General features: G+C 66.1%; 28 protein-coding genes. 13 read left to right on the top strand and 15 right to left on the bottom strand.

What is annotated here, in order from left to right; genetic code table 11:
- Positions 1 to 97 precede the first annotated feature (97 nt).
- From EAH68_RS06640 to EAH68_RS06625, 4 genes are all read left to right on the top strand, one after another.
- On the top strand, positions 98 to 1,183 hold the full coding sequence (locus EAH68_RS06640) for a baeRF3 domain-containing protein (protein ID WP_126120538.1): 1,086 nt from the start codon (positions 98 to 100) through the stop codon (positions 1,181 to 1,183).
- 91 nt (positions 1,184 to 1,274) lie between these two features.
- Positions 1,275 to 2,270 carry a biotin synthase BioB gene (bioB, locus tag EAH68_RS06635; protein ID WP_126120537.1) on the top strand — a complete coding sequence of 332 codons (996 nt, stop codon included), beginning with the start codon at positions 1,275 to 1,277 and terminating at the stop codon, positions 2,268 to 2,270.
- 1 nt (position 2,271) lies between these two features.
- Positions 2,272 to 2,511, top strand: coding sequence for a biotin synthase auxiliary protein BsaP (gene bsaP / locus EAH68_RS06630; protein ID WP_126120536.1), 240 nt, complete (start codon positions 2,272 to 2,274; stop codon positions 2,509 to 2,511).
- 112 nt (positions 2,512 to 2,623) lie between these two features.
- A complete protein-coding gene (locus tag EAH68_RS06625) occupies positions 2,624 to 2,854 on the top strand; it encodes an Rv0909 family putative TA system antitoxin (protein WP_241228328.1) in 231 nt (76 codons plus the stop codon).
- 58 nt (positions 2,855 to 2,912) lie between these two features.
- Here the strand turns inward: EAH68_RS06625 and EAH68_RS06620 are convergent, their stop codons facing one another.
- Positions 2,913 to 4,028: an SDR family oxidoreductase gene (locus EAH68_RS06620; RefSeq protein ID WP_126120534.1), complete on the bottom strand. Its 1,116-nt coding sequence runs from the start codon at positions 4,026 to 4,028 to the stop codon at positions 2,913 to 2,915.
- A 112-nt stretch (positions 4,029 to 4,140) separates the two neighbouring features.
- Between EAH68_RS06620 and EAH68_RS06615 the strand changes: the two genes are divergently transcribed.
- From EAH68_RS06615 to EAH68_RS06605, 3 genes are read left to right on the top strand one after another with little or no spacing between them, the layout of a single operon-like run.
- Complete coding sequence (locus EAH68_RS06615; protein ID WP_206436367.1) at positions 4,141 to 4,620, top strand: MarR family winged helix-turn-helix transcriptional regulator; 480 nt, start codon at positions 4,141 to 4,143, stop codon at positions 4,618 to 4,620.
- 20 nt (positions 4,621 to 4,640) lie between these two features.
- Positions 4,641 to 4,949: a monooxygenase gene (locus tag EAH68_RS06610; RefSeq protein WP_126120533.1), complete on the top strand. Its 309-nt coding sequence runs from the start codon at positions 4,641 to 4,643 to the stop codon at positions 4,947 to 4,949.
- A gap of 17 nt (positions 4,950 to 4,966) precedes the next feature.
- Positions 4,967 to 5,509, top strand: coding sequence for a DUF4334 domain-containing protein (locus EAH68_RS06605; protein WP_126120532.1), 543 nt, complete (start codon positions 4,967 to 4,969; stop codon positions 5,507 to 5,509).
- Here the strand turns inward: EAH68_RS06605 and EAH68_RS06600 are convergent.
- The 9 genes from EAH68_RS06600 to EAH68_RS06560 all read right to left on the bottom strand — a co-directional run bounded on the left by EAH68_RS06600 (position 5,506) and on the right by EAH68_RS06560 (position 14,231).
- Complete coding sequence (locus tag EAH68_RS06600; RefSeq protein ID WP_164546417.1) at positions 5,506 to 6,984, bottom strand: succinic semialdehyde dehydrogenase; 1,479 nt, start codon at positions 6,982 to 6,984, stop codon at positions 5,506 to 5,508. The genes EAH68_RS06605 and EAH68_RS06600 overlap by 4 nt on opposite strands.
- Before the next feature lie 47 nt (positions 6,985 to 7,031).
- On the bottom strand, positions 7,032 to 7,727 hold the full coding sequence (locus tag EAH68_RS06595) for an aspartate/glutamate racemase family protein (protein ID WP_126120531.1): 696 nt from the start codon (positions 7,725 to 7,727) through the stop codon (positions 7,032 to 7,034).
- Between the two features lie 125 nt (positions 7,728 to 7,852).
- Positions 7,853 to 9,121 (bottom strand): metal-dependent hydrolase family protein, encoded by a 1,269-nt coding sequence (locus EAH68_RS06590; protein ID WP_126120530.1) that lies wholly within the window; start codon positions 9,119 to 9,121, stop codon positions 7,853 to 7,855.
- 176 nt (positions 9,122 to 9,297) lie between these two features.
- Entirely contained in the window at positions 9,298 to 10,110 is an 813-nt protein-coding gene (locus EAH68_RS06585; RefSeq protein WP_126120529.1) for an alpha/beta fold hydrolase, read from the bottom strand.
- Between the two features lie 41 nt (positions 10,111 to 10,151).
- Positions 10,152 to 11,015 carry a fumarylacetoacetate hydrolase family protein gene (locus EAH68_RS06580; protein WP_126120528.1) on the bottom strand — a complete coding sequence of 288 codons (864 nt, stop codon included), beginning with the start codon at positions 11,013 to 11,015 and terminating at the stop codon, positions 10,152 to 10,154.
- Between the two features lie 195 nt (positions 11,016 to 11,210).
- On the bottom strand, positions 11,211 to 11,852 hold the full coding sequence (locus EAH68_RS06575; RefSeq protein ID WP_126120527.1) for a GntR family transcriptional regulator: 642 nt from the start codon (positions 11,850 to 11,852) through the stop codon (positions 11,211 to 11,213).
- Positions 11,853 to 12,030: 178 nt separating this feature from the next.
- Positions 12,031 to 12,213, bottom strand: coding sequence for a type II toxin-antitoxin system RelE family toxin (locus tag EAH68_RS14945; protein WP_241228327.1), 183 nt, complete (start codon positions 12,211 to 12,213; stop codon positions 12,031 to 12,033).
- Positions 12,214 to 12,412: 199 nt separating this feature from the next.
- Positions 12,413 to 12,664, bottom strand: coding sequence for a type II toxin-antitoxin system Phd/YefM family antitoxin (locus EAH68_RS06565; RefSeq protein WP_126120526.1), 252 nt, complete (start codon positions 12,662 to 12,664; stop codon positions 12,413 to 12,415).
- 88 nt (positions 12,665 to 12,752) lie between these two features.
- The gene (locus EAH68_RS06560; protein ID WP_126120525.1) at positions 12,753 to 14,231 is read right to left on the bottom strand and encodes a peptide MFS transporter; all 1,479 of its coding nucleotides are present in this window, start codon (positions 14,229 to 14,231) and stop codon (positions 12,753 to 12,755) included.
- A gap of 193 nt (positions 14,232 to 14,424) precedes the next feature.
- Here EAH68_RS06560 and EAH68_RS06555 point away from each other — a divergent pair, with 193 nt between their 5' ends.
- The 3 genes from EAH68_RS06555 to EAH68_RS06545 all read left to right on the top strand — a co-directional run bounded on the left by EAH68_RS06555 (position 14,425) and on the right by EAH68_RS06545 (position 18,981).
- Entirely contained in the window at positions 14,425 to 15,255 is an 831-nt protein-coding gene (locus EAH68_RS06555) for an SDR family NAD(P)-dependent oxidoreductase (RefSeq protein ID WP_126120524.1), read from the top strand.
- 220 nt (positions 15,256 to 15,475) lie between these two features.
- The gene (locus tag EAH68_RS06550) at positions 15,476 to 16,630 is read left to right on the top strand and encodes a serine hydrolase domain-containing protein (protein WP_126120523.1); all 1,155 of its coding nucleotides are present in this window, start codon (positions 15,476 to 15,478) and stop codon (positions 16,628 to 16,630) included.
- 38 nt (positions 16,631 to 16,668) lie between these two features.
- Positions 16,669 to 18,981 carry a cytochrome P450 gene (locus EAH68_RS06545; protein ID WP_126120522.1) on the top strand — a complete coding sequence of 771 codons (2,313 nt, stop codon included), beginning with the start codon at positions 16,669 to 16,671 and terminating at the stop codon, positions 18,979 to 18,981.
- On the opposite strand, the gene EAH68_RS06540 is transcribed toward EAH68_RS06545, so the two are convergent.
- The gene (locus EAH68_RS06540; RefSeq protein ID WP_126120521.1) at positions 18,978 to 19,538 is read right to left on the bottom strand and encodes a TetR/AcrR family transcriptional regulator; all 561 of its coding nucleotides are present in this window, start codon (positions 19,536 to 19,538) and stop codon (positions 18,978 to 18,980) included. The two genes, EAH68_RS06545 and EAH68_RS06540, sit on opposite strands and share 4 nt — an antisense overlap.
- A 194-nt stretch (positions 19,539 to 19,732) precedes the next feature.
- Here EAH68_RS06540 and EAH68_RS06535 point away from each other — a divergent pair, with 194 nt between their 5' ends.
- Positions 19,733 to 20,923: an ATP-binding protein gene (locus EAH68_RS06535; RefSeq protein ID WP_126120520.1), complete on the top strand. Its 1,191-nt coding sequence runs from the start codon at positions 19,733 to 19,735 to the stop codon at positions 20,921 to 20,923.
- A 112-nt stretch (positions 20,924 to 21,035) separates the two neighbouring features.
- Here the strand turns inward: EAH68_RS06535 and EAH68_RS06530 are convergent, their stop codons facing one another.
- Positions 21,036 to 22,082 (bottom strand): NAD(P)-dependent alcohol dehydrogenase, encoded by a 1,047-nt coding sequence (locus EAH68_RS06530; RefSeq protein ID WP_126120519.1) that lies wholly within the window; start codon positions 22,080 to 22,082, stop codon positions 21,036 to 21,038.
- Positions 22,083 to 22,206: 124 nt separating this feature from the next.
- A complete protein-coding gene (locus EAH68_RS06525) occupies positions 22,207 to 22,482 on the bottom strand; it encodes a hypothetical protein (RefSeq protein ID WP_126120518.1) in 276 nt (91 codons plus the stop codon).
- 24 nt (positions 22,483 to 22,506) lie between these two features.
- Here EAH68_RS06525 and EAH68_RS06520 point away from each other — a divergent pair, with 24 nt between their 5' ends.
- Positions 22,507 to 23,460 carry a Sir2 family NAD-dependent protein deacetylase gene (locus tag EAH68_RS06520; protein ID WP_241228326.1) on the top strand — a complete coding sequence of 318 codons (954 nt, stop codon included), beginning with the start codon at positions 22,507 to 22,509 and terminating at the stop codon, positions 23,458 to 23,460.
- Between the two features lie 10 nt (positions 23,461 to 23,470).
- Here the strand turns inward: EAH68_RS06520 and EAH68_RS06515 are convergent, their stop codons facing one another.
- Entirely contained in the window at positions 23,471 to 24,352 is an 882-nt protein-coding gene (locus EAH68_RS06515) for an esterase/lipase family protein (protein WP_126120516.1), read from the bottom strand.
- A gap of 48 nt (positions 24,353 to 24,400) precedes the next feature.
- Between EAH68_RS06515 and EAH68_RS06510 the strand changes: the two genes are divergently transcribed.
- Positions 24,401 to 24,901 (top strand): ferritin, encoded by a 501-nt coding sequence (locus tag EAH68_RS06510; protein ID WP_126120515.1) that lies wholly within the window; start codon positions 24,401 to 24,403, stop codon positions 24,899 to 24,901.
- 7 nt (positions 24,902 to 24,908) lie between these two features.
- On the opposite strand, the gene EAH68_RS06505 is transcribed toward EAH68_RS06510, so the two are convergent.
- Positions 24,909 to 26,435 (bottom strand): AMIN-like domain-containing (lipo)protein, encoded by a 1,527-nt coding sequence (locus tag EAH68_RS06505; RefSeq protein WP_126120514.1) that lies wholly within the window; start codon positions 26,433 to 26,435, stop codon positions 24,909 to 24,911.
- Positions 26,436 to 26,450 lie beyond the last annotated feature (15 nt).

Raw genomic sequence — 26,450 nt, 5'->3', positions numbered from 1 at the left:
CTAGTCATGTGCGCGCACCCGGTGATTGCCGGAGAACGGCAGGTCACGGATTGGGAAACTCACGGCGACCGATAGGTTTCATCCGTAAGGTGGAATCATGAATACCCGGAACATCATCACTGCCTCAGACCCTGTCCGTCATGATGATCTCCGTGACCTGGCCACGCGGCCCGGCCCCACGGTCTCCATCGTGATCCCCACTCACCGTGGCGGCGCCGAGACTCTCACCGATTCCCAGCGCCTGCGTCCGCTGCTCGAGCAGGCCCGCAAGGAGCTTGCAGAACGCTACCCGGATGTCGACGCCGACTCGCTGCTCGCCCCCATCCAGTCACTCGCCGACTCCCGCCGCTTCTGGCAGGAGCAGGCTGACGGCCTGGCCATCTACGCCTATCCGGGCGGTGGCCGCCATTTCCGCACCGACCGCGACTTCACCCCCGGCGTCATCGTCGGTGACCACCCCAACCTGCGCCCCATCCTGCCGCTGTTCACCGAGGACCAGGAGTTCCTGCTCCTGGCCGTCGGCCGCGACAAGGTCCGCCTCTTCGAGGGAGACCGGGCCACCATCACGGAACTCCCGCTGGGTGCCATCCCTGCCTCGGATGAGGAGGCCGAGGGTGTGAACACCCGCGAGCCGCAGCTCCAGCACCAGTCCTCGGTGCACGCCGGTGCCCACGGCCACGGTCCGCGGGACTACAACGTGCTCAACGGTTTTCTCCAGCAGGTGAGCAAGGCCGTCGAGGCCCGCTTCACCAACGACCGCCGCCCGCTGATCCTGGCCACGCTCGAGGAGTACCGCGGAGCACTGGCCGAGCACATGAAGACCATCAAGGTGATGGCCGAGGTCGTACCCGGTTCCCCGACTGAGCGCAGCCCGAAGCAGCTGCACGAGAAGGCCTGGCCGATCGCGGTCGATGAGGGGCGCCGCCGCCACGCTGCCACCCTGGATCGTCTCGGCGAGGCGCTGGGTACCGGCCTGGCCACCAATGACACCAGCCTGATCGGCAGCGATTCGGCCGCAGGCCGTGTGGACACCCTCGTCCTGGCTGAGCGCGCGCTGACCGAGGACGCGCGGGCTGATGAGCTCGACGCCGCCATCGCCAACACCCTGGCCAACCGCGGCCGCATCGATGTGGTCACTGTACTGCCGGGCAACCACGCCTCGGGCGCGATCTTCCGCTACTGACCCCACCCCCGTTCCCCGCCCCCTTGAACGATGTTCAAGGGGGCGCATTAGGCTTGGCTCCGTTAAACACCGTTCAATAACAGGAGCCGACATGCCCGACATCCTCAACCGTGCCCGCCAGACCGTCCTCGAACAGGGAGAAGGTCTGACCGAGCCCGAGCTCCTGGAGATCCTCGAACTCGACGACACCCACCTCCCCGAACTCCTCGAACTCGCCCACCAGGTCCGCCTGCGCTGGTGCGGCGAGGAGGTCGAGATCGAAGGCATCATCTCGCTGAAGACCGGCGGCTGCCCCGAGGACTGCCACTTCTGCTCCCAGTCCGGGCTCTTCGAGTCCCCGGTGCGTTCCATCCAGCTTGACGTCGCCGAGCTCGTCGAGGCCGCCAAACAGACCCAGAAATCCGGCGCCACCGAATTCTGCATTGTCGCCGCCGTCAAGGGCCCGGACGAGCGTCTCATGGTCCAGCTCGAGGAGGCCATCACCGCCGTCCAGGCCGAGGTGGACATCAACATCTCCGTCTCGGTGGGCATCCTCACCCAGGAACAGGTCGACCGCCTCAAGGCCGCCGGCGTCAAACGCTACAACCACAACCTCGAGTCCGCCCGATCCTTCTTCCCGCGCGTGGCCACCACCCACACCTGGGACGACCGTCACCGCACCCTGGAGATGATCCGCGACGCCGGCATCGAGGTCTGCTCCGGCGGCATCCTCGGCATGGGCGAATCACTGGCCCAGCGCGCCGAGTTCGCCGTCCAGCTCGCCGCCTTCGCCCCCGAGGAGGTCCCCATCAACTTCCTCGACCCCCGCCCCGGCACCCCCTTCGAACGACGTCCGCTTATCGACGCCGCCGAGGCCCTCAAAGCCACCGCCATGCTGCGGCTGGCCATGCCGAAGGTCACCCTCCGCTTCGGCGGTGGCCGCGAGCTGACGCTGGGTGACCTCGGCGTCGAGCAGGGCCTCAACGGTGGTGCGAATGCCCTGATCGTGGGCAACTACCTCACCACCCTGGGCCGCCCGCTGGAGAAGGACCTCGACATGCTCGAGGGTCTGCGCATCCCGATCAAGGCCGTCGGCCAGGTGATCTAGGGTGGGCGAACTGGCTGCGGCGTGTGTGGCGGGGGAGGGGCCCATCTTCCATCCCAACACCGGCGCGCGGATCGGTGTCGACGCGGAGCGCATGCTGTCGATCGGCGCCGCCGCGGGCCTGGAGCCGCCGCGCTGGTGCCAGCTCTGCGGCCGACGCATGAAGGTCCAGGTCCGGCCGACCGGCTGGCTGGCCGAATGCTCCCGGCACGGAGAGCTGGATTCGGTGCTCTTCGATCGCTGAGGGGTCAAGATCCGGTCACGCCTGCGCCCGCGGGCGGCGCGTCGGCCCGACCGTGCGTACCGTCGGAGGCACCAGTGATCAACGACCGGAAGGACCGATGGAAATGGGTTTCATGGATAAAGCCAAGGGTAAGGCGGGCGAGTTCCTCAAGGACGAGGGGAAGACCGACGCCCTGCTGGACAAGGCGGAGGAGCAGGCCACCAGGCGCCTCGGGGAGGACAAGGCCGGGCACATCTCCGGTATCCGGGACGCCGCCGACAAGCGCGTCGGCAGCGGAGATGACAACCGGGCCGATGCCGAGGCCGGCGACGACCCGCAGGCGGACCCGGGGCCGTCGGCTTAGAAATGCCGGAGCCGCCGTTCCAGCGAGGGGACGGCGGCTACTTTTTGGCGGGTGCGTTCTAGCCCCGGAACGGCGGCAGCACCTTGTCCTCGACGAGACGGTCGAAGAGCTGCAGCAGGCGGGTCTCGGTGTCCAGCACATCGGCGAAGCCGGCCTGCCTCACCTTCACGGTGGAGGTGATGTTGTCGGCCTCGTGGTGGAAGAGGAAGTCACCCACACCCCAGCCGACAAGCTTGTCGAAGGGGGTGTCCACCAGGCCGTGGCGCTCGACGAGGCGCTCCCACACGTGGGCGAGCTGCGGTATGGTCTCGGACAGGGACATCTGCTGGGTCGGGGCGTAGTCCATGCCGAAGTGCTCGGCGAAGCGCGGCCACAGCTGGGCCCAGCGGAACTGGTCGCCGTTGTTGACGTTGAAGATCTCGTTCTTCGCCTTCTCGGCGGAACCGGCCCAGACGGTCGCGCGGGCCAGCAGCTCGGCGTCGGTGGTCTGGTAGAGGACGTCATAGGCCTCGCGGGTACCCGGGAAGCGCATGGGCAGGCCGAGCTCCTTGGAGATCGCGGCGTAGACGCCGATGACCAGCAGCAGGTTCATCGGGTTGCCGGTGGCGTAGCCGGTGACCCCCTCGGGGCGCAGCGCGGTGAAGGAGAAACCGCCCTCTTCGGCCCGCTCGCGGAGGATGTCCTCCTGGGTGTCATAGAAGTGCGGGGCGAGCAGGCGCGGGTCGGATTCCTTGGCCGGGGTGTTGAAGAAGCCGAGGTGGTGGCCGTAGGCCTTGCCGCCCTGGTAGATGGTGACATGACGCAGCGGGACACCGGCGTTCTTGAGGGCGTCGAGGGTGCTGATGAGCAGGGCGTCATTGATCTCGATGAGCTCCGGGTCGGTCGGCTTCTCGATGTACGCGCCGAAGACCAGGTGGGTGGTGTCCTTCAGGCCCTCGGTGGAGGAGATGAGCTCGGTGAGGGCCTCGGTGTCGAGGAGGTCGGCGCTGTGGTGGGTCCACTCGGCGTCGGCAAGCTCGCGACGGCTGATGCCGTGCACCGGCCAGCCCAGCTGGCTGTACTGGCGGGCGGCGTAGCTGCCGATCAGGCCGCCGTCACCGACGACGAGGACGGTGCCGTCCGGGGCGGGAAGTTCGGTGAGGCCGAGGCCGGGGGTGTTCTCGTTGAGAGTCACAGGGGCTCCTATGGGTTAAAGGTTTGTTATGGCTTGACGTGTAAACCCCACTCTAGGGTGAATGACTTTACACGTCAAGTTGACGTGTAAAGTGACTACTATGATGGCATCCATGAACTCCGCTGACACCGCACGCTGGCTGAACCCGAAGGAGATGGACACCTGGCTCTCCCTCTGGTCCGTCCTGGAATGGCTGCCGGGCCGCCTCGACGCGCAGCTGCGGGAGGACGCTGGCCTCTCCCTGGCCGAGTACAACGCCCTCTCCCAGATCTCCCAGGCACCGGACGCCTCCATCCGCCTCAGTGAACTGGCGGTGGTGGCCAACATGAAACTGCCGCACCTCTCGCGGGTGATCACCCGCCTGGAGAAGGCCGGCTGGGTCCGCCGCATCCCCGACCCCGCCGACGGCCGCTACACCCTCGCCCAGCTCACCGAGGACGGGATCGCGAAGGTGGCCGCAGCCGCCCCCGGCCATGTCGAGGCGGTGCGCCGTTACGTCTTCGACCACCTTTCCCCGCAGCAGATCGACGCCCTCGGGGAGGTGACGGCCAGCATCGTCGAGGCGGTCGACGCGCCGGGTCTGGCACGCTGATTTTCCCGTAGCCTGGGCACATGGCACAGCTCCTGGTTTTCGAGTTCCCCTCCACCGGACCCTTCGGCGCCGAGGCCGAGGCCGCCTATGCCGACCTGGCCGCCGACATCGCCGGCCAGGAAGGTCTGATCTGGAAGGTGTGGACGGAGGATCCGCAGCGCCAGGTCGCCGGCGGCGTCTACCTGTTCGCGGATGCGGCGAGTGCTGCGGTCTACGTGGAGAAGCACACCGCCCGCCTGACAGGCTTCGGCATCACCGACATTACCGCCACCTCCTACCAGGTCAACGAGGGACTCTCCCGGATCGACCATGCGGTGCTCGAGCGCTGAGCCCGCAGGATCCCCCCATGACGGCCGACCTCACCGCTGAACTGGGACGGGGCGTGGGCCTGGCCCGCGCTCTGGAGATCTTCGATGCCCTCCCGGCAGTGGCGGTCGAGGAGCTGAGCGGCCGCTGGGCCGGTACGGAAGTGCCCACCGGCAGCCCCCTCGACGGGTTGCTGGGGGCCTACGGCTGGTACGGGAAGCGCTTCGTCTCGGCGGAGGAGGTGGATCCGCTCGTCTTCGGGCGCCCCGGATCACTGTTCGCCGTGAACCCGGCTCTGCTTCCCGTCGGGCTGGCGGTGAGGTTTCCCTGCCTCGCCCGCAATCCGGTGCTCGCCGCCGTGGCCCGGCAGGTTCTGTCCCTGCTACGGACCCGCCGGCCCGGGGCGCGGTTGCGCATGGTCGACCACCGCGGGGCATCCACGGCGACGATGGTCTACGACGCCCAGCCCATCAACGACCACTTCCGCCGCCTCGATGGCGACACCCTCCTCGGCGTGATGGACCTCCGGGGACTGGCTGAACCCTTCTTCTTCCTGCTGCGCCGGGAGGCCCCTGTCACCTAACGCAGCAGCGCCCGTCCGTAGCGCAGGGCCGTGGACACCATCTGTGCGTAGCGCTCCCGCGGCACACCCGGGGAACCGCTGAGCGCCACGCCGCGCTGGACCGCGACGGTACGTGCCTCGGTGTACTTGAGCAGACCGGCATCACCGTGGCGCCGGCCCACCCCGGACTGCCGCCAGCCACCCATGGGCGCGTCGAGGGAGGCCCAGGTGGCGGCGAAACCCTCGTTGATGTTGACGGTTCCCACGTTCAGGCGGGAAGCCACCCGGCGGGCCTCCGCCACCGCACCCCACACGGAGGCGTTGAGGCCGTAATCCGATTCGTTCGCCCTGGCCACGGCTTCGTCGACGGTGTCGACGATGGTCAGCGCCACGACCGGGCCGAAGGTCTCCTCGTCGAAGAGGCGGGCATCGGTGGGCACGTCCGTGAGGATGGTGGGGGAGTAGAAGGCAGGACCCAGCTCATCGAGCGCGCGCCCGCCGGTGAGGAGGGTGGCGCCGCGGGAGAGGGCGTCGCTAACAAGCTCGGTGACCTTGAGGCGGTGCTCCGGTGAGATGAGTGAGCCCATGTCGGTGGTCCACTCTCTGCCCGTTCCGATGCGCATGGCCTCGGTGGCCTCGATGAAGGCGGGGATGAATTCCCCGGCGATGTCCTGGTGCACGTAGATCCGCTCGATGGAGATGCACAGCTGACCGGAGTTGGCGAAGCACGCCGCCACAGCCCCACGGGCGGTGCGCTCCACATCCGCTGAGGGCAGGACGATGAGCGGGTTCTTGCCGCCGAGCTCGGCGGAGAAGCCGATGAGCCGTTCCCCAGCGACGGCACCCAGCTCCCGGCCCACTGCGTTGGAACCGGTGAACATGAGGTAATCGCATTCCCGGGCGATGGTGTCACCGACCACCGGTCCGGTGCCGGTGAGCACCTGCAGCACGTCCTTGGGCAGTCCCGCCTCCTGCAGGAGGGCGGCGGCGCGCAGAGCCGTGAACGGTGTCTTCTCGTCCGGCTTGAGTACGACGGCGTTGCCGGCGAGCAGGGCGGGGATGGCGTCGGAAAGCGCCAGGGAGAGGGGGTAGTTCCACGGCGAGATGATACCCACCACGCCCACAGGCGCGCGCTCGATGTGGGTGCGGGTGAGCAGCGGCACCGCACCCCGGACCTGGCGCGGGCGGAGCAGGCGCGGGGCGGCGTGGGCGTAGTGGCGGGCGGTGACGGCGACGTCGAGAATCTCATCGAAGGCGCTGCCCCGGTTCTTGCCCGTCTCGTCCTGGATGATGTCCAGGAACTCGGCCTGGCGTTCCAGCAGCAGATCGTGCAGGCGCAGCATGATCTGTTTCCGCTCGGCCACCGGCGTGGTGGCCCAACTCTGCTGGGCGAGGCGGGCGCGGGAGAAGGCGTCGCGGGTGGCGGCGGGGGAGTGGGCCGGGACATCACCGATGTGGGATCCGGTGACCGGGCAGGTGACGGTCAACGTGGTCATGTTCTACATCTTTGTCACGGTTGCCGCTCCTGGCTACCCCGTCAGGATCAGTCCGCCAGGATCGCGCGGGTGAGATCCTCGACATGCGGGTCGATGGTGTCCAGGCCCGGAACCGGCAGGGTGCCCTGCGGAAAGAGCAGCGGCAGTTCCGTGCAGGCCAGAATGATCAGTTCCACCCCATCATCGGCGATGAGACGGTTGATGATCCCCAGGAATCCCTCCTGCGTCTCCTCCCGGATAATCCCCAGCTCAAGCTCGGTGGCGATCTTGTCCTGGATGTAGGCGACCTCGTCGGGGTCGGGGATCGCCACGTGCACGCCGTCCTCGCGCAACGGCCCGGCGAGGAAATCATTGACCATCGTGAACTCCGTGCCCAGCAGCGCGACGGACTCCACGCCCGCGTCCGCGACTGCGCGCCGGGTGGAGTCGATGGAGCTGGCCAGCGGCAGGGGGGAGGTCTCCCGCAGCCGGTCGATGACGATGTGCGTGGTGTTCGCGCTCAGCGCCGCGAACTCCGCCCCCGCGGCCGCGAGGTTGTTGATCCCCTCGAGCAGGTAGTCGTGCAGCTTGTCGACGCCCCCGTCCCCCAGGTACTCGAAGACCGTGAAGGCGCTGAGGTTCTCGATGGTCATCGGCGGGATGACCGTCTCCCCGGCGGCCGCCTGCACGCTCTCATGCAGGCGCCTGTAGTAGATGAGTGTCGATTCCGGACCGGTGCCACCGATGAGGCCGAGTTTCTTCATGGTTCCCAGGGTAGGGATTTCTGTGGGGAGGTGATGAGGAAACTTGCGTCAGGCATTTGTTTTATCCTGCGAAAAACGCAGTGAGGGCTCCGAATACATGGCGGCCGGAGCCCTCCCTCATTGACTTACACAGTTGCCATTGCGGGTTCGTGGGCCTCCTTGGGGATGATCATGTCCTCGTGCGGTCGGCGGTGGAACTCGCCGTTTTTCATCACCGCGGTGATCTTCTCGATGTCCTGCAGGATGGTGATGTCCTCCAGGGGATTGCCGTCGACAAGGATCATATCGGCGTAGTAGCCGGGCTGGACCTTGCCCAGCTCATCGGCCTGGTCGAAGAGCTCTCCGCCGAGGGCGGTGGCGGCGATGATCGCCTCCATCTCGGTGTAGCCGAAGAGGTTGACGAAGTGCGCAAGATCCCGGGCGTAGGTGCCGTGCGGGGTCCATGCAAAACCGTAGTCACCACCGGGCAGCACCCGGATGCCGCGACGACGCATCTCCTGAACACCCTTGACAGCGACCTCGAGTTCCTTGGCGTAGCCGGCCATTTCTGCCGTCTCCTGGGAGTAGCCGAACTCGCCCGCTTCGTAGAGGGTGGCGACCAGCCAGTTGACGGCCGGGGCGACAAAGACACGGTCCTTGGCCTCTTCCAGCATGTCCATACCGTGATCGTCGATGTAGGAGGCGTGGTAGATCATGTCCACCCCGGTTTTCAAGGAGAGAGAAACCGAGTCGCGGCTACGCGCATGCGTGCAGACCTTGACGCCGCGGCGGTGGGCCTCATCGACGGCGACCTGCAGTTCCTCCTCGGTGATGTAGGTGTCCTCGGCGGCGCGGGTGCCGGTGACCTCCTCACCGGAGATACTCATCTTGATGTTGTCTACGCCCAAGCCGATGGTGTGACGCACGATCTTACGCATGCCTTCCACACCGTCGGCGGTCTGGGTGATGCTGTCGACGAGGTCACCGGAGGTGGTGGCAATCTCCATGCCGTTGGCCCGGTAGCGCGGACCGGGGACTTTACCGGCGTTGATGGCGTCGCGGACAACGACATCCAGGCGTGCCTTGGCGCTGGCAGCACCAAAACACATGGTGTAACCGTAGTCGAGGTAGGTCTTGGCGGATTCGATGGTGGAGAGCAGGTGCTCTTCAACCGGGGTGTTACCCAGCTTGTCGAAGGGACGGTTGTCCCAGGTGAAGTGGGTGTGGGCATCCGTCAGCCCCGACATGAGGGTCTGGCCGCGGCCGTCAATGACTAGCGCGTTGGGGTCGTTGATCTTGCCGACACCGGCGCTGACCTCGACGATGCGTTCGTCGATGACGAGGACTTCCCCGAGGTAGGGCTGGTTTCCGGTGCTGTCAAGAATCTGGACGTTTTTGAAGATGGTCTTCGACATGATCGTGCTCCTTGCAGTGTGTTCCCTGGAGGGGAAGGTGGATGGGTCGGGTCAACACATCCCATCGCGGGGAGTGGGTGTGTGGGGCAGTGGTGGCATTGCTTCTCGTGGTCAGGTGGTGCAAGTTCTGGGGTTGGAGGACAGCCAAAGGTCCGAGCCTGAATGGTGGAGGGGGTTTAGGTGTCCTGGAGGAAGGTGGTGAGGTAGTCGGCGACGAAGTCGGGGGCCTCGAGCAGTGTCCAGTGGCCGATGTCGGTGATGGTGTGGCGTTGGGCGTTTTTCAGTTCCCCGGCGATGGTTTCGTTGAGGGACGGGGGACTGACCCCGTCCTCGTCGCCGGTGATCAGCAGGACTGGGGATGTGATGGCGGAAAGCTCGGGGTTGGTGGCTGCGGCCAGGGCTTCACAGGCCTGGGCGTAGGCCTCGGCGTCCTGGCCGAGGAGGAGTTCGCGGACCAGGGGGCGAAGCAACCGGTTGTGCCCGGCGGCCTGGTCGGAGGTCGCCCCACAGGAGATAGCGTCGGCGACTGCCGACATGCCCTGCTCCCGAACGAGAGCAGCACGGGCCCGGGTGGCGGCCTTGGCCTGATCGGGTTGTGCCCGCACGGGTCCGAGCAGGACGATCTTGTCCACCAGCTCCGGGTGGGTGGCTGCCAGTTGCTGGACGATCAGGGTGCCCATGGAATGCCCGACGACGTGGGCCTTGCTGGAGGTGGTCTGGGTCCGGATGACCTCGGCCAGCTCCTCCGCGAGGGTCTCGATGCTCAGCTCGCCGGACAGCGGTGAGCGGCCGTGGCCGTTGAAGTCGTAGCGGATGAACCGGAAATTGCCGGCCAGGTCGGTGACCAGCGGATCGTAGAAGGGGGTCGCTCCTCCCAGGCCGTGGACCAGGACGACGTCCGGGCCGGTGCCGGTGGTTTCGAGGAAGAGATCCTTGGTGCCGATGCTGGTCAGCTCAGTCGGCTGGGCCAGGCTGGTGGTGACAGTCATGTGTTCTCCCTGTCGGTAGATGAGTGGTGGTTGAGCAGTGGTTACTGGCCGTGGCCGACCTGGTTGCGCAGCGTGCCGAGCTTGCTGAAGGACACTTCGACGACGTCACCGGGTGCCAGGAACTTCGGCGGCTTGAAGCCGATGCCCACACCGACCGGGGTGCCGGTGGCGATGACATCACCGGGCTCAAGGGTGATGCCGGCGCTGATGGTCTCGATGATGGTGGGGATGTCGAAGATCAGATCGGCGGTGTTGGCCTGCTGGCGGGTCTCACCGTTGACGGTGCACAGCAGGTCGAGGGGCTCATCGCCGACCTCGTCGCGGGTCACGGCCCACGGGCCCATCGGGCAGTGGGTGTCCAGGCTCTTGCCGAGGAACCACTGGGCGTGTTTTTTCTGCATGTCCCGGGCGGTGACGTCGTTGATGTTGGTGTAGCCCCAGACGTGGTTCATCGCCTCCTCCTTGGTGATGTTGCGCCCACCGGTGCCGATGATCACGCCGAGCTCCGCCTCGTAGTCCAGCCCGTCAGTCAGCTGCAGGTGGGGGTCGATCTCGGCCTCGGTGCCGATCACGGTCGAGGGGGCCTTGGTAAAGACCACCGGGTAGTCGGGGATGTGGCTGGCGCTGGCGGTGGCGTCGAAACCGGAGTCGGCGAACTCCTTGGCGTGCTCAAGGTAGTTGCGGCCGATGCAGAAGATGTTGCGGCGCGGGCGCGGGATCGGGGCAAGCAGCTCCACTTCCTCCAGCGACAAGGTGGAGTTTGAGAACTCCGGGGAGTGGTTGTCCCAGGTTTCGATGACATCAACCAGGCCCTCGCCGTTGGCCAGGGGGGTGATCTGTGCGTTATCCGCGTCCAGGACACCGGTACGGGTGGTGCCTTCATGACGGAAAGTGACGAACTTCAAACTGACTCCTTAGATCGATTAACGATTATCGATAATCTAGGAGCCTAGGCCACGGCGACATGGACCACAAGGGGTTGGGAAAAGTAAGTTAGATCACTTCAGAAAACTGCAGCTAAAAGACAGTAGCCACTGACGGCAGGGTTGGCACTGGGCGCCTGGCTGCTCCGGTGGGGAGCATCCGGGAGCCGGGGAAAATCACTGGTGGGGGAGGAGCGAGTACTCCTGCTGGTGCTCGGCCACCAGTTTCTGGCACAGCTGCGCGTCCCCGGTCTCGAAGGCCTCGAGAATGGGGGCGTGAGCCTCCGCCGCGGCACGGGGTTCCACCTGGCCGCGCACGATCGTGGCCATGGTGCGTACCTCCACAAACAACGAGTCCCAGATCTCGAGCATGAGCCGGTTGCCGGAGGCCTCGATAATCACCCGGTGAAACTGGGTGCTGTACTTGGCCAGTCCCCGGGAGCTTCCCTGGGCGACGGCTTCACGCATTCCGGCCAGGGCTTCGCGCAGCGGGGTGGGGTCTTTGTGGAGGGCCGGAAAAGCGTGGAAGGCGGCCGTTCCTTCGAGCGCTACCCGGACCATGTAGATCTCGGCGAGCTCGTCGGAAGAAATGCTGCGCACGTACGTCCCTCGACGGGGTCTGTTTTCCACCAGTCTGGTTGAGGACAGCTCTCGGAGGGCTTCTCGTACCGGTGCCTGGCTGACCCCGAATTCCTCGGCGAGCTGGAGCTCGACCAGGTGGGTGCCGGGTGGGTAGACCCCTTCGATGACGCGGTCGACGATGATCTGTTTGACCTTTCCGGAGAGGCTCTCGGCCGCAAGGCGTGATGGTGCTGGCATGGGGATATTCTCCCATAGTCCTGAGGTGTCTCTGATTGTGTCGTGGCTTCGGCGCAGTTCTGTCGGGAACTGTGGGGATGGTCCTGGGGGGAGCGGGGTTTCTGACTGCCGGCACAACGGAAGGTTGACTGGCGTCAAGGATTGGCCCGGATTCGGTGCCAGCCCCCGACGCCGGGAACTACCGCCGGGCAGAGAAACCCGCCTCTGCGCGCAGATTCCAGCAACGCACCACCATCATGTGGCAGGTCTTTTTGGACCCCACTTGTGGCCATGGGCAGCGAGTTCGATAGATGTCTCTCCGGTGACCGAGATGGAGAACGAGAATGATGAGTTCGCCGTCATTGACGTCATCGGAGATCACCCGGTAGGACCCCACCTGGATGCGGTATTCTCTGTCCCCACCCTGCAGCTTTTCACACCCTCAGGGCGCGGATCATGGGTCAGGGCGTCGATGGTGTCGACAATCGTGCGCTGATGCTGTCGATCCAGCTTGCGCAGCGTTTTCGCAGCCGAAAGCTCTTGCGAGATCAAATATGATGAGGCCGACATGAACGAGCAGGTCAGGAAAGTCCGCGCTCGGCCTTGAGGTCTTCATGGGAGATCTGACCGGCCTCTTGACGGGCAGCTGCGGCGGCACGAATGTCCTCGATGTCCTCCAGTGCCTGGACCGCCCGGTCATAGAAGTCCGGGGAGACGATCACTGCACGGCGTCTGGTCCCGCCGCTGAGAATAACCACTGGTTCACGCTGCGCGGCCTCAAGGTAGTGGCTCTGCTCGCTGCGGAACTGACTGGGGGTCACAGTGATGCTCATGCCCCTTCAGCGCCCCCTCGATCCGCGGATGCCGGGAGCACCCCTCCTGGATCGTGTACCGCACAAGGCGTCGAATCGGTGGAGCCGGTCAGCGGACGTCGACGAACCTTTTCAGCACCCAGTTCTTCAGCAGCATGATGATCACGCCCACGACGATGGCGGCGACACCGACCGTGATGAAGAAGATGCGCTCAGCGTCGGCGCTGGTGGGATCGTAGAAACCACCGAGCGTGCCGGACAGTGCCGTGCCCATCGACAACGACATCAGCCACACGGCCATCATGCGCGACTGGAAGGCATCCGGGGCGACCTTGGTGGCCAGGGAGTTGCCCACCGGGGAGAGCAGCAGTTCACCCATCGTGAACAGGAACAGGATCCAGACGATCACGAACAGTGGCGTGGAGCTTGCTCCGCCGCCGGCGAAGGGCAGGAAGAAGAACAGGGAGATACCGATGATGATGCTGGCGATGCCGAACTTCACCGGTGATGACGGCTGGCGCTTGCCCAGCTTGGTCCACAGCGCGGCGAACACACCGGAGAAGATGATGATGAACACCGGGTTGAAGGAGGTCACCTGGCCCGGGGTGAGGGTGAGGCCGAAGAGGTTGAGGTTGGTGCGCTGGTCGGCGTAGACGGCCAGGACGGTGAACTGCGACTGGAAGATGGCGAAGAACACGACGGAGACCAGCAGCATCGGGATGTAACCGATGATGCGGGACTTCTCTGTGGCGGAGGTCAGCGACGAGGAGTGCATCTGCCACAGCAGGGTCACGGCGGCGAGGAGAGCGATGACGGCGATGATCGTCGACAACCATTCCAGCCGCACCACACCGGTGGCGATCAGCGCGACGGCGACGGCGACCACGATGACTGCGCCGATCACCCACCGCAGGTACTGCGAGCGGGGCAGCGGGTTGGGCACCTGGTGGCCCGCGGCCGCGATCGTGGTCCTGCGCCCGGCGGTGTACTGGATCAGGCCGAGGGCCATGCCCACGGCTGCCGCGCCGAAGCCCCAGTGGAAGCCCTGCCATCCCCACAACCAGCCGGTGGTGATCGGGCCGAGCAGGCCACCGATGTTGACGGCCATGTAGAAGATGGAGAACCCGGCGTCACGACGTGGATCCTGTTTGGAGTACAGCTGGCCGAGGACCACCTGCGAAGCGGTCTTCACTCCGCCGGAGCCCACTGCGATGGACACCAGACCGACCGCCAGCCCGGCGTATCCCGGGAGGACGGCGAGGGCGATGTGGCCGAACATGACCAGGATCGCCGAGTAGAACAGGGTGCGCTCGGAGCCCAGGAGACGGTCTGCGACGAAGGAGGCGATCAGGGCCGTCATGTAGACGAAACCGCCGTAGGCGCCGACGATCGACAGCGCGGCGCCCTGGTCCATCCCGAGGCCACCGTCAGTGACGGAGTAGTACAGGTAGAAGGCCAGCAGCGACTGCATGCCGTAGAAGCTGAAGCGCTCCCACAGTTCGATCCCGAACAGGTTGGCCAGACCCCACGGTTGGCCGAAGAAAGTGCGCTCTCTGGAGGGGAGCGTCGTGGAGGATGCGGTTGTCATGGAGATAATTGTGCCCCTCCACCCCCGGGGAACAAAGAGACGCCGGTGTTTTGGCCGAAGTTTTATCAGGCCGGAACCCTTCCCGACCTGGCTTTCTGAGGGCACCCGGGGAGGGGAGTCGGGGGTGTGACTAGACAGGTGTCTACCGAAAGGGCATGATGTGTCTCATCACACATCAATCGAAGGGTATGGCATGACTCTCCCCGCAGGATCCGCTCTCCAGGACAAGATCGCCGTCGTCACCGGTGCAGGCTCCGGCATGGGCCTGGCCACCGTGCAGGCTTTCGTCCGCGAGGGCGCCACCGTCTACGCGCTCGACATCTCGCAGGACAACCTCGACCGTGAGCTCGGCTCGGAGACAGCCGTCACCCCGCTTGCCGTCGACATCTCCGACTCCGCGGCTGTGTCCGCGGTCTTCGACCAGGTCAGGAAAGAGCACGGCAGGCTCGACATCCTCATCAACGCCGCCGGCGTGAACACCCCCAACCGCCGCGCCACCGAATGGCTCGACTCCATCAACCACACGATGATCGAGCACATGAAGGCCGGCCAGCCCTTCGCCCCGGAGTTCCTCGAGGAGACCCCGGACACGGACTTCGACCGCGTGATGAAGATCAACGTGCACGGCACCTTCTACGCCATCCGCGCGGCCGCCCCGCTGCTCAAGGCCGCCGGTGGGGGAGCAGTGGTCAACTTCGCCTCCGTCGCCGGTCAGGTCGCCCTGCCCATGCCCGCCTACTACCCGGCCTCCAAGGCCGCGGTCGTCGGCATGACCCGCTCGGTCGCCGGTGAACTGGCGCCCTTCAACATCCGCGTCAACGCCCTGGCCCCGGCCGGCATCAACACCGCGCTGCTCACCCAGTCCGGTGATGACCATGTCCAGGCCCTGCTGGCCATGCAGCCGCTCAAGCGCCTGGCCGAACCGGAGGAGATCGCCGAGACCCTGGTCTTCCTCTCCTCCGACGCCGGCGCCCACTACACCGGCCAGATCTTCTCACCCTCCGGTGGCGCGCTGCTGACCTAGGTGATGGATTCCTGCGGTACATCAGACGCAGGGAAGTGCCACACGGGGTCAGTAGGAGGCGAGCGCTTTCCGCAGGTCGCTCATCTTCGCTTCCTCCACCCGTGTGACATTTCCCCGCAGCCATGCCGGGAGGTCGGCCACCCGACGTTCCCCCAGGAATCAATCGTCCAGGCCCCGACCTCCAGTTCCTATCCACACATCCCGGAAAGAGAAACCCCGCATGTCCATGAACCCGACCGCCCTCAAGCGCCTGGAAGACGAGATCACCGCCGACATCGAGCGCGGTGCCTACGACGGCGTCAACCTCATCCTCGCCCGCCACGGCGAGATCGCCCTGCAGGGTTCCTACGGTTTCGCCGAGCGCGCCACCGGCCGCCCCACCGCGCAGGACGACGTCTACCGCATCCTGTCCATGTCCAAGGCCTTCACCAACACCCTGGCCTACCGGGCCCTGGGCGAGGGGAAGCTGGCGCTGTCCACCCGCGTCGTCGACCTCATCCCGGAGTTCTTCGGCCGGGACCGCTTCCGCGCGGTGCGCAAGGACAGGATCAACCTGGCCCACCTGCTCACCCACCGCTCCGGCATGCCGGCCACCCCGGACCCGGGCCTGCCGGCCGACAAGTTCGGCGTCCTGGCCGATGTCATCGAGGCACTGGGTGCCGTGGACGTGGTCAATGAGCCGGGCACCAACCTCAACTACGCCCCCTCCATCAACCACGCCCTGATGGGTGAGATGGTCCGCCGCGCCTACGGTTACGAGCACTTCCGCGACCTGGCCCGCGAGCTGGTCTTCGAGCCGCTGGGCATGAAGGACACCGCCTTCGGCCTCCCGGAGTCCCGCCGCGACCGCGCGGTCCCGCTCAAGGTCTACGTGCCCGAGGACGGCTGGCTGGCCCCGGAGGACATCGAGTGCCTCAACGACCACATCACCGAGGACGCCGAGATGCCCTGGGTGGGTGGCACCTCCACCGTGGACGACATCTTCCGCTTCGCCGAGCTCTTCCGCCGCAAGGGTGAGCTGGGCGGCGACCGCCTCGTCGCCCCGGCCGTCATCGACGCAGCCACCAGCCTGCAGACCGGTGACATGCCGAACGATCTCTACTCCGGCATCGCCGCCATGCGCGGCTGGGAGGCCCCGGCCGGCAACTTCGGCCTCGGCTTCTCCCTGTCGGGCACCGGCACCGCCCCCAACTTCTTCGGCCCCTTCACCTCCCCGCGCACCTTCGGCAACTACGGCGCGGGCTCCACCCTGTTCTGGGTCGACCCGGAGCGCGACCTCACCTTCGTCTTCCTGTCCTCCGGCGTGATGGACGAGGGCGACAACGTCGCCCGCTTCCAGAAACTCTCCACCCTGGCCGTCGCCGCAGCCGTCTGACCGACCTGAACCCCTGAGACCTGAAAGCAGTGAGAGACATGAGCTCCTCCACCAAGCACGAGATCGGTACCGCCGCAGCCATCAAGGCCGTCAACGCCGCTGCCGCCGCCACCCCCGGAGGCCCCGCGGGCCGGTGCCCCTTCAACCACGGCTTCGACGCCATGGGCGATGACTACTTCGCCGACCCGGCCGCCCACTTCGCCTCCGTCCGCGACGAGACCCCGACCTTCTTCTACCCGCACCTCAACGCCTGGATCATCACCCGCCGCGAGGACGCCCTGACCGTGCTCGGCGACTGGAAGAAGTTCTCCTCCGCCGCGAACTCCGCCATGATCGAGGTCCCGGAGGAGTACCAGCACATCATCTCCCAGGACCTGATCTCCCGGGTGCTCGTTGGCTCCGACCCGCAGGGCCACACCATCGCCCGCGGCGTCGCCCAGCTCGGCTTCCTCCAGGAGGACATGGACGCCCTCGAGCCGGAGATCGAGGCCCGCGCCCACCGCATCATCGACTCCTTCGAGGCCAACGGCAAGGGCAACCTGCTCGAGGACTACTGCCTGGAGCTGACCACCCAGACGCTGCTGGCGCACATGGGCCTGGGCTACGAGTACGCCGACTTCATCAAGCAGCTGCGCGACGACTTCTTCCAAGTCCTGGCCTCCGCGCAGGAACCCTTCGAGGAGCCGATGCGCTCCATCGTGTGGCAGCGCTACACCGAGTCCAACCTCACCCTGCGCGGGATCATCGAGTCCCGCCGCGAGTCGGATGCCCGCGACCTGATCTCCATCATGGCCTCCCAGAAGAACGAGGACGGTCAGTACATCCTGGGTGCGGACCAGATCGCCATCCACCTCACCGAGTTCGCCGCCGCCGGCACCGACACCACCGCCCAGGCCATGGCCAACGCCCTGCTCTTCCTGCAGGAGAACCCGGAGGCCAAGGAGGACGCCCTCCTCGAACCGGAGCTGTGGGCCCGCGTCTTCGAGGAGACCGTCCGCCGCCGCCCCTCCTCGACCTTCGCCTCGCGGATGTCCATGATCGACATCGAGCTCTCCGGCGCACAGATCAAGAAGGGCGACATGGTCTGGATCGCCCTGGCCTCCACCAACACCGACCCGGAGCACGTCGAGGAGCCCTTCGCCTTCGACATCCACCGCCCTGATCCGGAGGACCACCTCTCCTTCTCCACGGGCCGCCACAAGTGCCTCGGCAACCCGCTGGCGCGTGTCCAGGGTGCCGCCGGCCTCAAGGTGCTCTTCGAGCGCCTGCCCTCTGTCACCGTCGACGATCCGGAGGCCATCGACTTCGTCCGCTTCGCCCTCCTGCCGGCCCGCCGCTCCCTCTGGGTGACCTGGGACCTGGCCGACATCGAGCGCTCCAAGCAGCAGGTCGTGCGCACCCTCAACCTCACCGTGGCCCAGCGCACCGTCGAATCCGAGGGCGTCATCTCCCTGACCCTGGTCCACCCGGACGGCGGTGAGCTGCCGAAGTGGAAGCCCGGCGCGCACATCGACCTGCATATCCCCACCGCCGACGGCGGGGAGCTGGTCCGCCAGTACTCCCTGGCCGGCGATGACCGGGACCCGGATTCCTACCGCGTGGGCATCCTGCGGGAGGTCGACGGCCGTGGTGGTTCCGCTGCGGCGCACGACCTGATCAAGCAGGGTGACACCATCACCGTGTCCTGGCCGCGCAACAACTTCCGCTTCGTGGACTCCCCGGAGTACCTGTTCATCGCCGGCGGCATCGGCATCACCCCGATCCTGGCGATGGTCCGCGAGGCCGAGCGCGCCGGGCGCACCTGGAAGCTCATCTACGGTGGCCGCACCCGCGGCTCCATGGCCTTCCTCGAGGAGCTGGCGCAGTACGGCGACAAGGTCCAGATCGTCCCGCAGGACGAATTCGGCCACATCGACCTGGCCGGCCTGCTTATCGACGCCCCCGCCGACACCCTCATCTACACCTGCGGCCCCGAGGGCCTCCTGCAGGCGGTGGAATCCAGCAGCGCCCACTGGCCGAAGAACTCCCTGCGTCTGGAGCGTTTCTCCCCGAAGGAGATCATCCGCGACTATGACGATGAGCCTTTCGAGGTGGAGTTCACCGAGTCCGGTGTCACTCTGACCGTCAGTGCCGAGGAGACCATTCTCGACGCTGCAAACCGGGCCGGCCTGCCGGTGATCTCCTCCTGCTCGGAGGGGACCTGCGGCACCTGTGAGACCCCGATCGTCTCCGGTTCGGCCGACCACCGCGACTCCATCCTCACCGAGGACGAGCAGGCGGCCAACGAGACCATGATGATCTGCGTCTCCCGTGCCTCCCGCGGCTGCCCGAAGCTGGCGCTGGCGCGTTAATCAGTGAACAGCGTCAGCCACTGGCGGGTGAGGGCCGCAAGCACAAGGTCCTCATGGTCCCGCAGGCCGCGGACGTAGAGGAAGTAGTAGTTGCGGTCCAGGCTCATCACCAGCGCGATGAAATCCTGCAGGTGCTGCCGGTTGTCCGCCAGGCCGGGCAGGGTCTGGCTCATCCGTCGGATCATGCCGAGCCACTCTGTGGCGACCTCCTTGTCCTCGGACATCGCCTGTTCCATCGCGGAAAACTCCACGCGCATCTCCAGCCACAGGTCGCGCATGCGCTCCAGCCAGACGCGTATGGACGCTGCGTCGTGCGGCGCGGCGTCGAAAAGCTCGCGGAAGGGTCCGATGATCTCCGGCTCGATGGCGCGCATCTTCGTCAGCACCAGGTCGGGTTTGTTGCGGAAGTGCAGGTAGAGGTTCGCCCGGCTGCCGCCGGCGGCCTTGGCGATCTGGTTCATGCTGCTCGCCCCGTAACCCTGCCCGGAGAACAGCTCGAAGGCGGCGTCGACGAACCGCTGGCGGGTCTCGGCGGCCTGACGTTCCTTCTGGTTCATATGTCATACATTAATGCGTGGTGGATGGTGGGGCCGAACGGTGGAAAATCGTCCCCGGAGTCGCCTCCTACGGCGCCTGCAGGGAGCGACTCCGGGGACGATATTCCGGGACCTGGAGTGCAGGCAGGAGTGTTTTAAAAAAGAATAAAAAAGATATAAAATGATAAAACCCTCAGCGGGTTAGGATCGGTGGCATGAACCGCAGGAGGAATCCGTTCCGCGCCACGCTGGGCGCCACCCCGCCGGTACTCGTGGGCCGCTCTGACGTCATTGAGGATTTCGCTCTGGCGCTCGATGAGGGGCCGGGTTTCCATGAACGGGTCACCCTCGTCACCGGGGCCCGGGGCGTCGGCAAGACGGTACTGCTCAATGCACTGGAGGATGCCGCGGAGGAACGGGTGTGGTGGGTGATCAGCGAGACCGCCACGCCCGGTTTCGTCAACCGCATCCGGGACACCGCTTATCGACGCATGGTTGGTCACCTCCGCGAGAACCGGCAGCGGCTCAGCGCGATCACCCTGGGAGGCTATGCGTTGAACTGGGAGGACACGGAAGTTCACCGTCCCACTACGACCCTGCGTGATGTGCTGACAGAATTTCTCGATCTTCAGCACCAGTTGGATGAACGTTTCCACCAGGAGCCTGTCGGACTGCTCATCACCCTCGATGAACTGCATTATTCAGTCAGTGATGAGGTGATCGATTTCGGCACCGTGATTCAGCATCTGGTGCGTGAAAACGCCAACATTGCGGTCGCGATGGCGGGGATTCCTGCGGCGATCAAACCGCTGCTTGCCAGCAATGAGGCCCAGAACCCGGTCACCTTCCTCCGCCGGGCGAACCGGGTGGAACTCGGGGCCGTATCGGATGAGGACGTGGCGATCGGCCTGGTGAAACCGGTGGAAGATGCCGGACGTTCGTGGGAGCCGGAGGCAGTTGCTGCGGCGGTGGCCGCATGTGGCGGCTATCCCTTCATGATCCAGCTGGTGGGGCAGTGGTCCTTCCACTACGCGCAGGGCGACGTGATTGACCTTGCTGCCGCGGAGCGGGGAATCGCGAAGGCACAACGCAAGCTCGGCCAGCTCGTGCACGAACCGGCACTGGCGGACCTCTCCGATGTGGACCGGACGTATCTGGCAGCCATGGCCAGGGACGATGGTCCATCCCGGACCGCTGACATCGCGGAGCGGCTCAGGGTGAGTCCGCAGTACGCCAACCAGTACCGACGGCGGCTGATGGACGCCGAAATGATCCGGCCGGTCAAGACCGGTTACGTTGATTTCGAGCTTCCCTACATGAGGGATTATCTGCGGGAGCACATCGTCACCGACGCGTTCGACCTGGTCCTCGGTGAGGACGAACAACCGCGCCTCCCCGGTCTGTGAAGGCGGGAAGGCGCGGGGGAGGGCGATGGAAAACCGTCCCCGAAGTCGTTTCCCGAGACGTCTCCAGGGGACTGTTCCGGGGGCGATATTCCGGGACCCGATGGGCGCGCTTCTACTGGTGCGGCACGATGACGGCGCGGCCGGCGATCTTGCCGTCGACGAGCAGCTGGTAGGCCTCCAGCGCCTCATCCAGGGAGTAGGTCGCGACCTGCGGGACGATCTGGCCGGCCTTGTACATGTCGACGACCTCGTGGAGCTCCTCGACGGTGCCCCAGTAGGTGTTGACCAGCTCGGCCTCATAGGGGGTGGTCAGGAAGGCCCACTCGTAGGGGGAGAGGTTGCCGATGCCCACGATGGTCACCCGGCCCTGACGCGCCACGGACTTCATGGCGGTGGACACGGTGGCACCGATGCCCACGAAATCGAAGATGGCGTCCACGCCCTTGCCGCCGGTGATCTCGCGGATGCGCTCGACCTGGCCCTCGCCACCCGGGACGGTAACGGCGCCGAGCTTCTCGGCCTCAGCCATCGCCTCCTCCTTCATGTCGGTGGCGATGATGGTGGCGCCGGTCAACGCCTTGAGGATCTGCACACCGACCAACCCGAGACCGCCAAGGCCGATGACCAGGGCAGTCTTCCCGCCGCCGTTGAGCTTGGGAAGGGCCAGCTTGATGGCGTGGTACGGGGTCAGGCCGGCGTCGGCGAGCGGGGCGGCGTTGATCGGATCGGCGTCACCCAGCGGAATGAGGTTGCGGGCCGGGACGACCACGTACTCGGCCATGCCGCCATCACGCCCCAGGCCGATACCGGCGTAGGGCATCTTCGCGGCGTTCTCGCAGTAGGTGTCCTGGCCGCGGGTGCAGGCGCGGCAGTGGCCGCAGCCGACGGGACCGTAGACGAGGTGGGCGGAGCCGATCTCGAAACCCTGCACACCCGGGCCGAGCTCCTCGATCCAGCCGGAGTTCTCATGGCCCAGGATGAACTCCGGATCCATCTGCGGGTTCAGGCCCTCGTCGAACTCATGGAAGATCGCCACATCTGAGTGGCAGGCGCCGGCACCGGCGACCTTGAGCAGCACCTCACCGGGCCCGGGAGTCGGCTTCTCCACTTCCTTGAGGGAGGGGAACGTGTGGTAACCGGTGTGGACGACAGCCTTCATGGGCGATGCTCCTTCAGATATGTGCGTAGGGCGCCCGGTCGGGTGCCAGCATCACCCAGGATAGGTGCGTTCCGGAGGGATTTCTCAGCGGAAACTGCGATGACGTCTGCCTGGCGGAAAGCGGTTAGGCAGACAGCTTTCCGAGTCCGCGGGCGCTCAGGAGGATGAGGCTGGTGTCCGCCAGAAAATCAACATCCATCACCACCACCGTGGCTTCGTGGGTTCCATCGGGGTACGAGACGATGACCGGAATCTCATACCTGTACTCCGCATGGCGTGGGGCGGTCACGGTCATGACGCTGTCGGTGACGGAGATGGACCAGCCGTCGTTGCGGAGTGCCTCAAGTTCACCCCCCTTCTTCAGGCGCAGGCCACTGCCCACTGGTGCATCTCCGCGCATATCTCAGGGATTAAACTGATGTCCGTGGACCGCCCGCTTCTTCGCAGCCCTTTCACCGACCCCGCGATCAACGATTCCCACCGCGCCGCCCTGCGCTCGATCGCCCGCGTGGTGGACGAGACGGCCACGCCCACCCCGCCGGAAGAGGCGCTGGAGCACACCGCCGAGCAGCTCGAACAAGGTTCCGTCCTCGTGCTCACCGGTGCGGGAGTTTCCACGGACTCCGGCATCCCCGACTACCGGGGCCCGCGCGGTTCGCTGAGCAGGCACCGGCCGATGACGTACCAGGAGTTCTGCCATGACCCGGCGGCGTCGCAACGCTACTGGGCCCGCTCGTTTGTCGGCTGGCGGGAGATGGACGTGGCCGCGCCCAACCGCACCCACTACGCCCTGGTCGAGCTGGAGCGCGCCGGGCACCTGCAGGGCCTGATCACCCAGAACGTCGATGGCCTGCACCGCGCGGCCGGCTCCGGGAATCTGCTGCACCTGCACGGAGACCTGGACACGGTCATGTGCCTGGACTGCGGTCACCGGGAGGACCGCCGGCTCTTCAGCGAACGTCTTGAGGCCGCCAACCCCGGTTATCTGGAGTCCATCGTCCTCGATCCCACGATGGTCAACCCGGACGGTGATGTCACTCTGCCGCAGTCGGCCGTCGACCGTTTCCGGATGATCGGCTGCCTGCGTTGCGGTTCGGTGCGGCTCAAGCCGGACGTTGTGTACTTCGGCGAACCCGTCCCCGCGGACCGGAAACAACAGGCCCGCGACCTGCTCGACGTGGCTGCATCGCTGCTGGTCGTCGGTTCCTCGCTGGCGGTGATGAGCGGGTACCGCTTCATCCTCGACGCCCAACGGCAGGGCAAGAAGGTCTCGGTCATCAACGGTGGCCCGGGGCGGGCGGACGGCCGGGTGGATGTCCTGTGGCGCACGCCCGTGGCCCCGGCCTTCGACGCGCTTCTCGACGCCCTCTCGCTGTAGGCCCCGGGCCTCAGTCCTGCTCCACCAGCCCGTCCAACGCCTCCCGCACCAGGCTACGGACCCGCACATCGCCGGGCATGTCCATGTGCAGGACCAGGGCCTTGGGTTCGAGGTCCTGGAGCAGGATGTTGGTGATGTCGGCCTCCGGGTCCTCGGAGACGAGGAAGCTGGTCTCCGTGGGCTGGATGATCGTGTCGTTCTTCGTGGCGATGTTCGTGTATCCGACACCCGGTTCGGTGCTGCCCCCGTCATTGAGTTCTTCGAGCAGCGGGTGGCCGGTGATCAGCTGGAATCCGGAGGGGCCGAACCAGGACTGCACGATGGCGTTCATCATCGTCTCGCCCGTCTTCGTGGTGGTGACGGAGGAGAGCATCCCGCCCATGGTCGTCCCGTGGTGGGGGACCCCCAGGCTGATGAGGTGGTGGACCTTGGCCGCGCCGTCGAGAAGCCGCATCCAGTAGCGGGCGAGCACCCCGCCCTGGGAATGGCCGACGATGACCACCCGCTCGGCGCCGGTGACGGTGAGGACGGCCTCGATGTAGGCGCCGACCTGCGCGGCGGATTCCTCGACCTGGTCGGTGCAGCGCTGACCGAATTCGGGTGCGAACACCGCCCAGCCGTCCTCGCGCAGCTCGATGGTCAGCTGCTGCCAGATTCCGTTGGTGTCGCCGGTGCCGTGGATGAGGATCACCGGCCAGGGGCGTTGCGCGGTGGGACGGGCCCGCCAATCGTCCTCGATGTGGCCGCGCGGGGGTAGGCGGGCGGTCAGCGGAAGGTCGGGTTTCGTGGCCTGCCGCGGGGGCTTGTCGACGTCCGCCTCCCTCGTCGGGAGCAGTCTGTTGAGCTTCTCGGAGATGTCCTTCTGTAGTTCGGCGAGGTAGTCGGTGGCCATGTTCCCACTCTAATGACGGCAGACCCCTGCCGCGCCTAGCATGGAGGCATGAACATTCCCGATGAACTCTTTGAGGCCCTGAACAAGCAGGTCACCGCCGAGCACCAGGCCGCGCTGATCTACACCCAGCTCTCCTACGACCTCGACCGTCTGAGCTTTCCGGGCATGAGCTCCTGGATGGCCGTCCAGGCGAGCGAGGAGCGTGTGCACGCGTCCAAGATCGCCGACCACATCATCGCCCGTGGCGGCAAGGTTGAGCTGGGCACCGTCGAGCTGCCCTTCCTCGCCGTGAAGACCCCACTGGACGCCTTCAACTACGCCCTCGAGCACGAGCAGCAGGTCTCGGAGATGATCCGGAACCTGACCCGCGTTGCTGACGAGGTCAAGGACCTCGACAGCCGTGCGCTGGTCAACTGGTTCCTCAGCGAGCAGATCGAGGAGGAGGACACCGTCTCCGAGATCATCGACCAGGTGAAGCTGGTCGGCGAGGACGGCTCCGGTCTGCTGCGCATCGACACCGCCCTCGGTGCTCGCGGCACCTCCTCGTAGTCCCTGCCTATTCGTGGAGGATGTCGATGACCACCCGCTGCGGATTCTCCAGGATCTGGACTGAGTAGGGCAGCTCCTCCGGCAGGCCGATGATGAACTGGCTCTGCTGGTGGAAGGTCAGTGAATCCACGACCTCCACGACGACGCCGCCGGTGCCGGCGACGGTACCGATCGGCGGGTAGTCCTCACCGATCTCCGAGGGGAGATACACGCCGGTGAGGTTGACGTCGAGGGCGACTGCTCCCTCGAAGTCCACCGGCTCACCGAACTCCGGCGTGATCGGATCCGTGGTGTACGACGTGTACCAGCCGACCCTGCCCTCACCGACCGTATCGAAGACCACCCGGTCAAAACCCTCGTGCGTGCCGATGCGCACGTCCGTGACCGCCCGGCGGTGCGGCGGTCCGGAGTCCGCGGATTTATCGTTGCGGTCCGGGTTACCCAGGTGCCGGGTGGTGGGGGCGTCGGGCCGGTGCAGGATGTCCACGACCAGACGCGGTGGATTCTCGAGCAGCTGGACGGAGTAGGGGCGTTCCCCGGTCAGGCCGATGACGACATGGCCCATGCCCTCGAACCAGCCACCCGGGATGACCTCTGTGACCACTCCTCCCGCGCCGGGCACGGTGCCGATGGGCCGGTAGTCCTCCCCGGGCATGGCCAGTCCGGTGACCGCCAGCTCCAGGCTGGTCTCACCCTCGTACTCCACCGGGAAGCCCGATCCGTCCTGGACCGGGTTGGCGTTGAAGCGGGTGATCCAGCCCGGGGTGCCCTCACCGCGCAGATCCAGGACCACGCGGTCGAAGTCCGCATGACGGCCGACGCGCGCATTGGTGATGTCCACCTGCGCACCCACGGAGGAGTCCTGCCGCTTCTCGGACAGGTCCGGTGAGCCCAGATGACTTGTGGCCGGTGGGGTGCTGGTCGGGGTGGGTGTTTCGGGTTGGTGCAGGATGTCCACGACCAGGCGCGGCGGATTCTCGAGCAGCTGGATCGAGTAGGGGCGTTCCCCGGGCAGACCGATGACCACATAGCTCATGCCCTCGAACCAGCCACCCGGGATGACTTCGGTGACCACGCCACCGGCGCCGGGCACTGTGTCGATGGGTCGGTAGTCCTCCCCGGGCATGGTCAGTCCGGTGACCGCCAGTTCCAGGCTGGTCTCGCCCTCGTACTCGACCGGGAAGCCCGAACCGTCCTGGACCGGGTTGGTATTGAACCGGGCTATCCAACCCGGGATGCCCTCACCGCGCAGATCCAGGACCACGCGATCGAAGGTCGCATGACGGCCGAGGCGCACATTGGTGATCTCCACCTGCTCACCCACGGAGGAGTCCTGCCGCTTCTCGGACAGGTCCGGCGAACCCAGATGGTTCGCAGCCGCCGTCATGGTGGCGGTGGTGCCCGGCGGTTCCGGGCCGTTGCCGGTGGGGGCAGGGGAGGAGCCGCCGTCAGTGCAGGCGGACAGGGCCAACGATGCGGCGAAGAGTGCCGCGAGCAGGGGGTGGGCGGTATGTGATCTCGTGTGGTTTCTCATGTTTTAACGGTATGG

This window comes from Corynebacterium hylobatis (assembly GCF_003955685.1).
Taxonomy (GTDB): domain Bacteria; phylum Actinomycetota; class Actinomycetes; order Mycobacteriales; family Mycobacteriaceae; genus Corynebacterium; species Corynebacterium hylobatis.
Note: the sequence above shows the minus strand (reverse complement) of the source record. Positions and strands in the feature narration are given on the sequence as shown.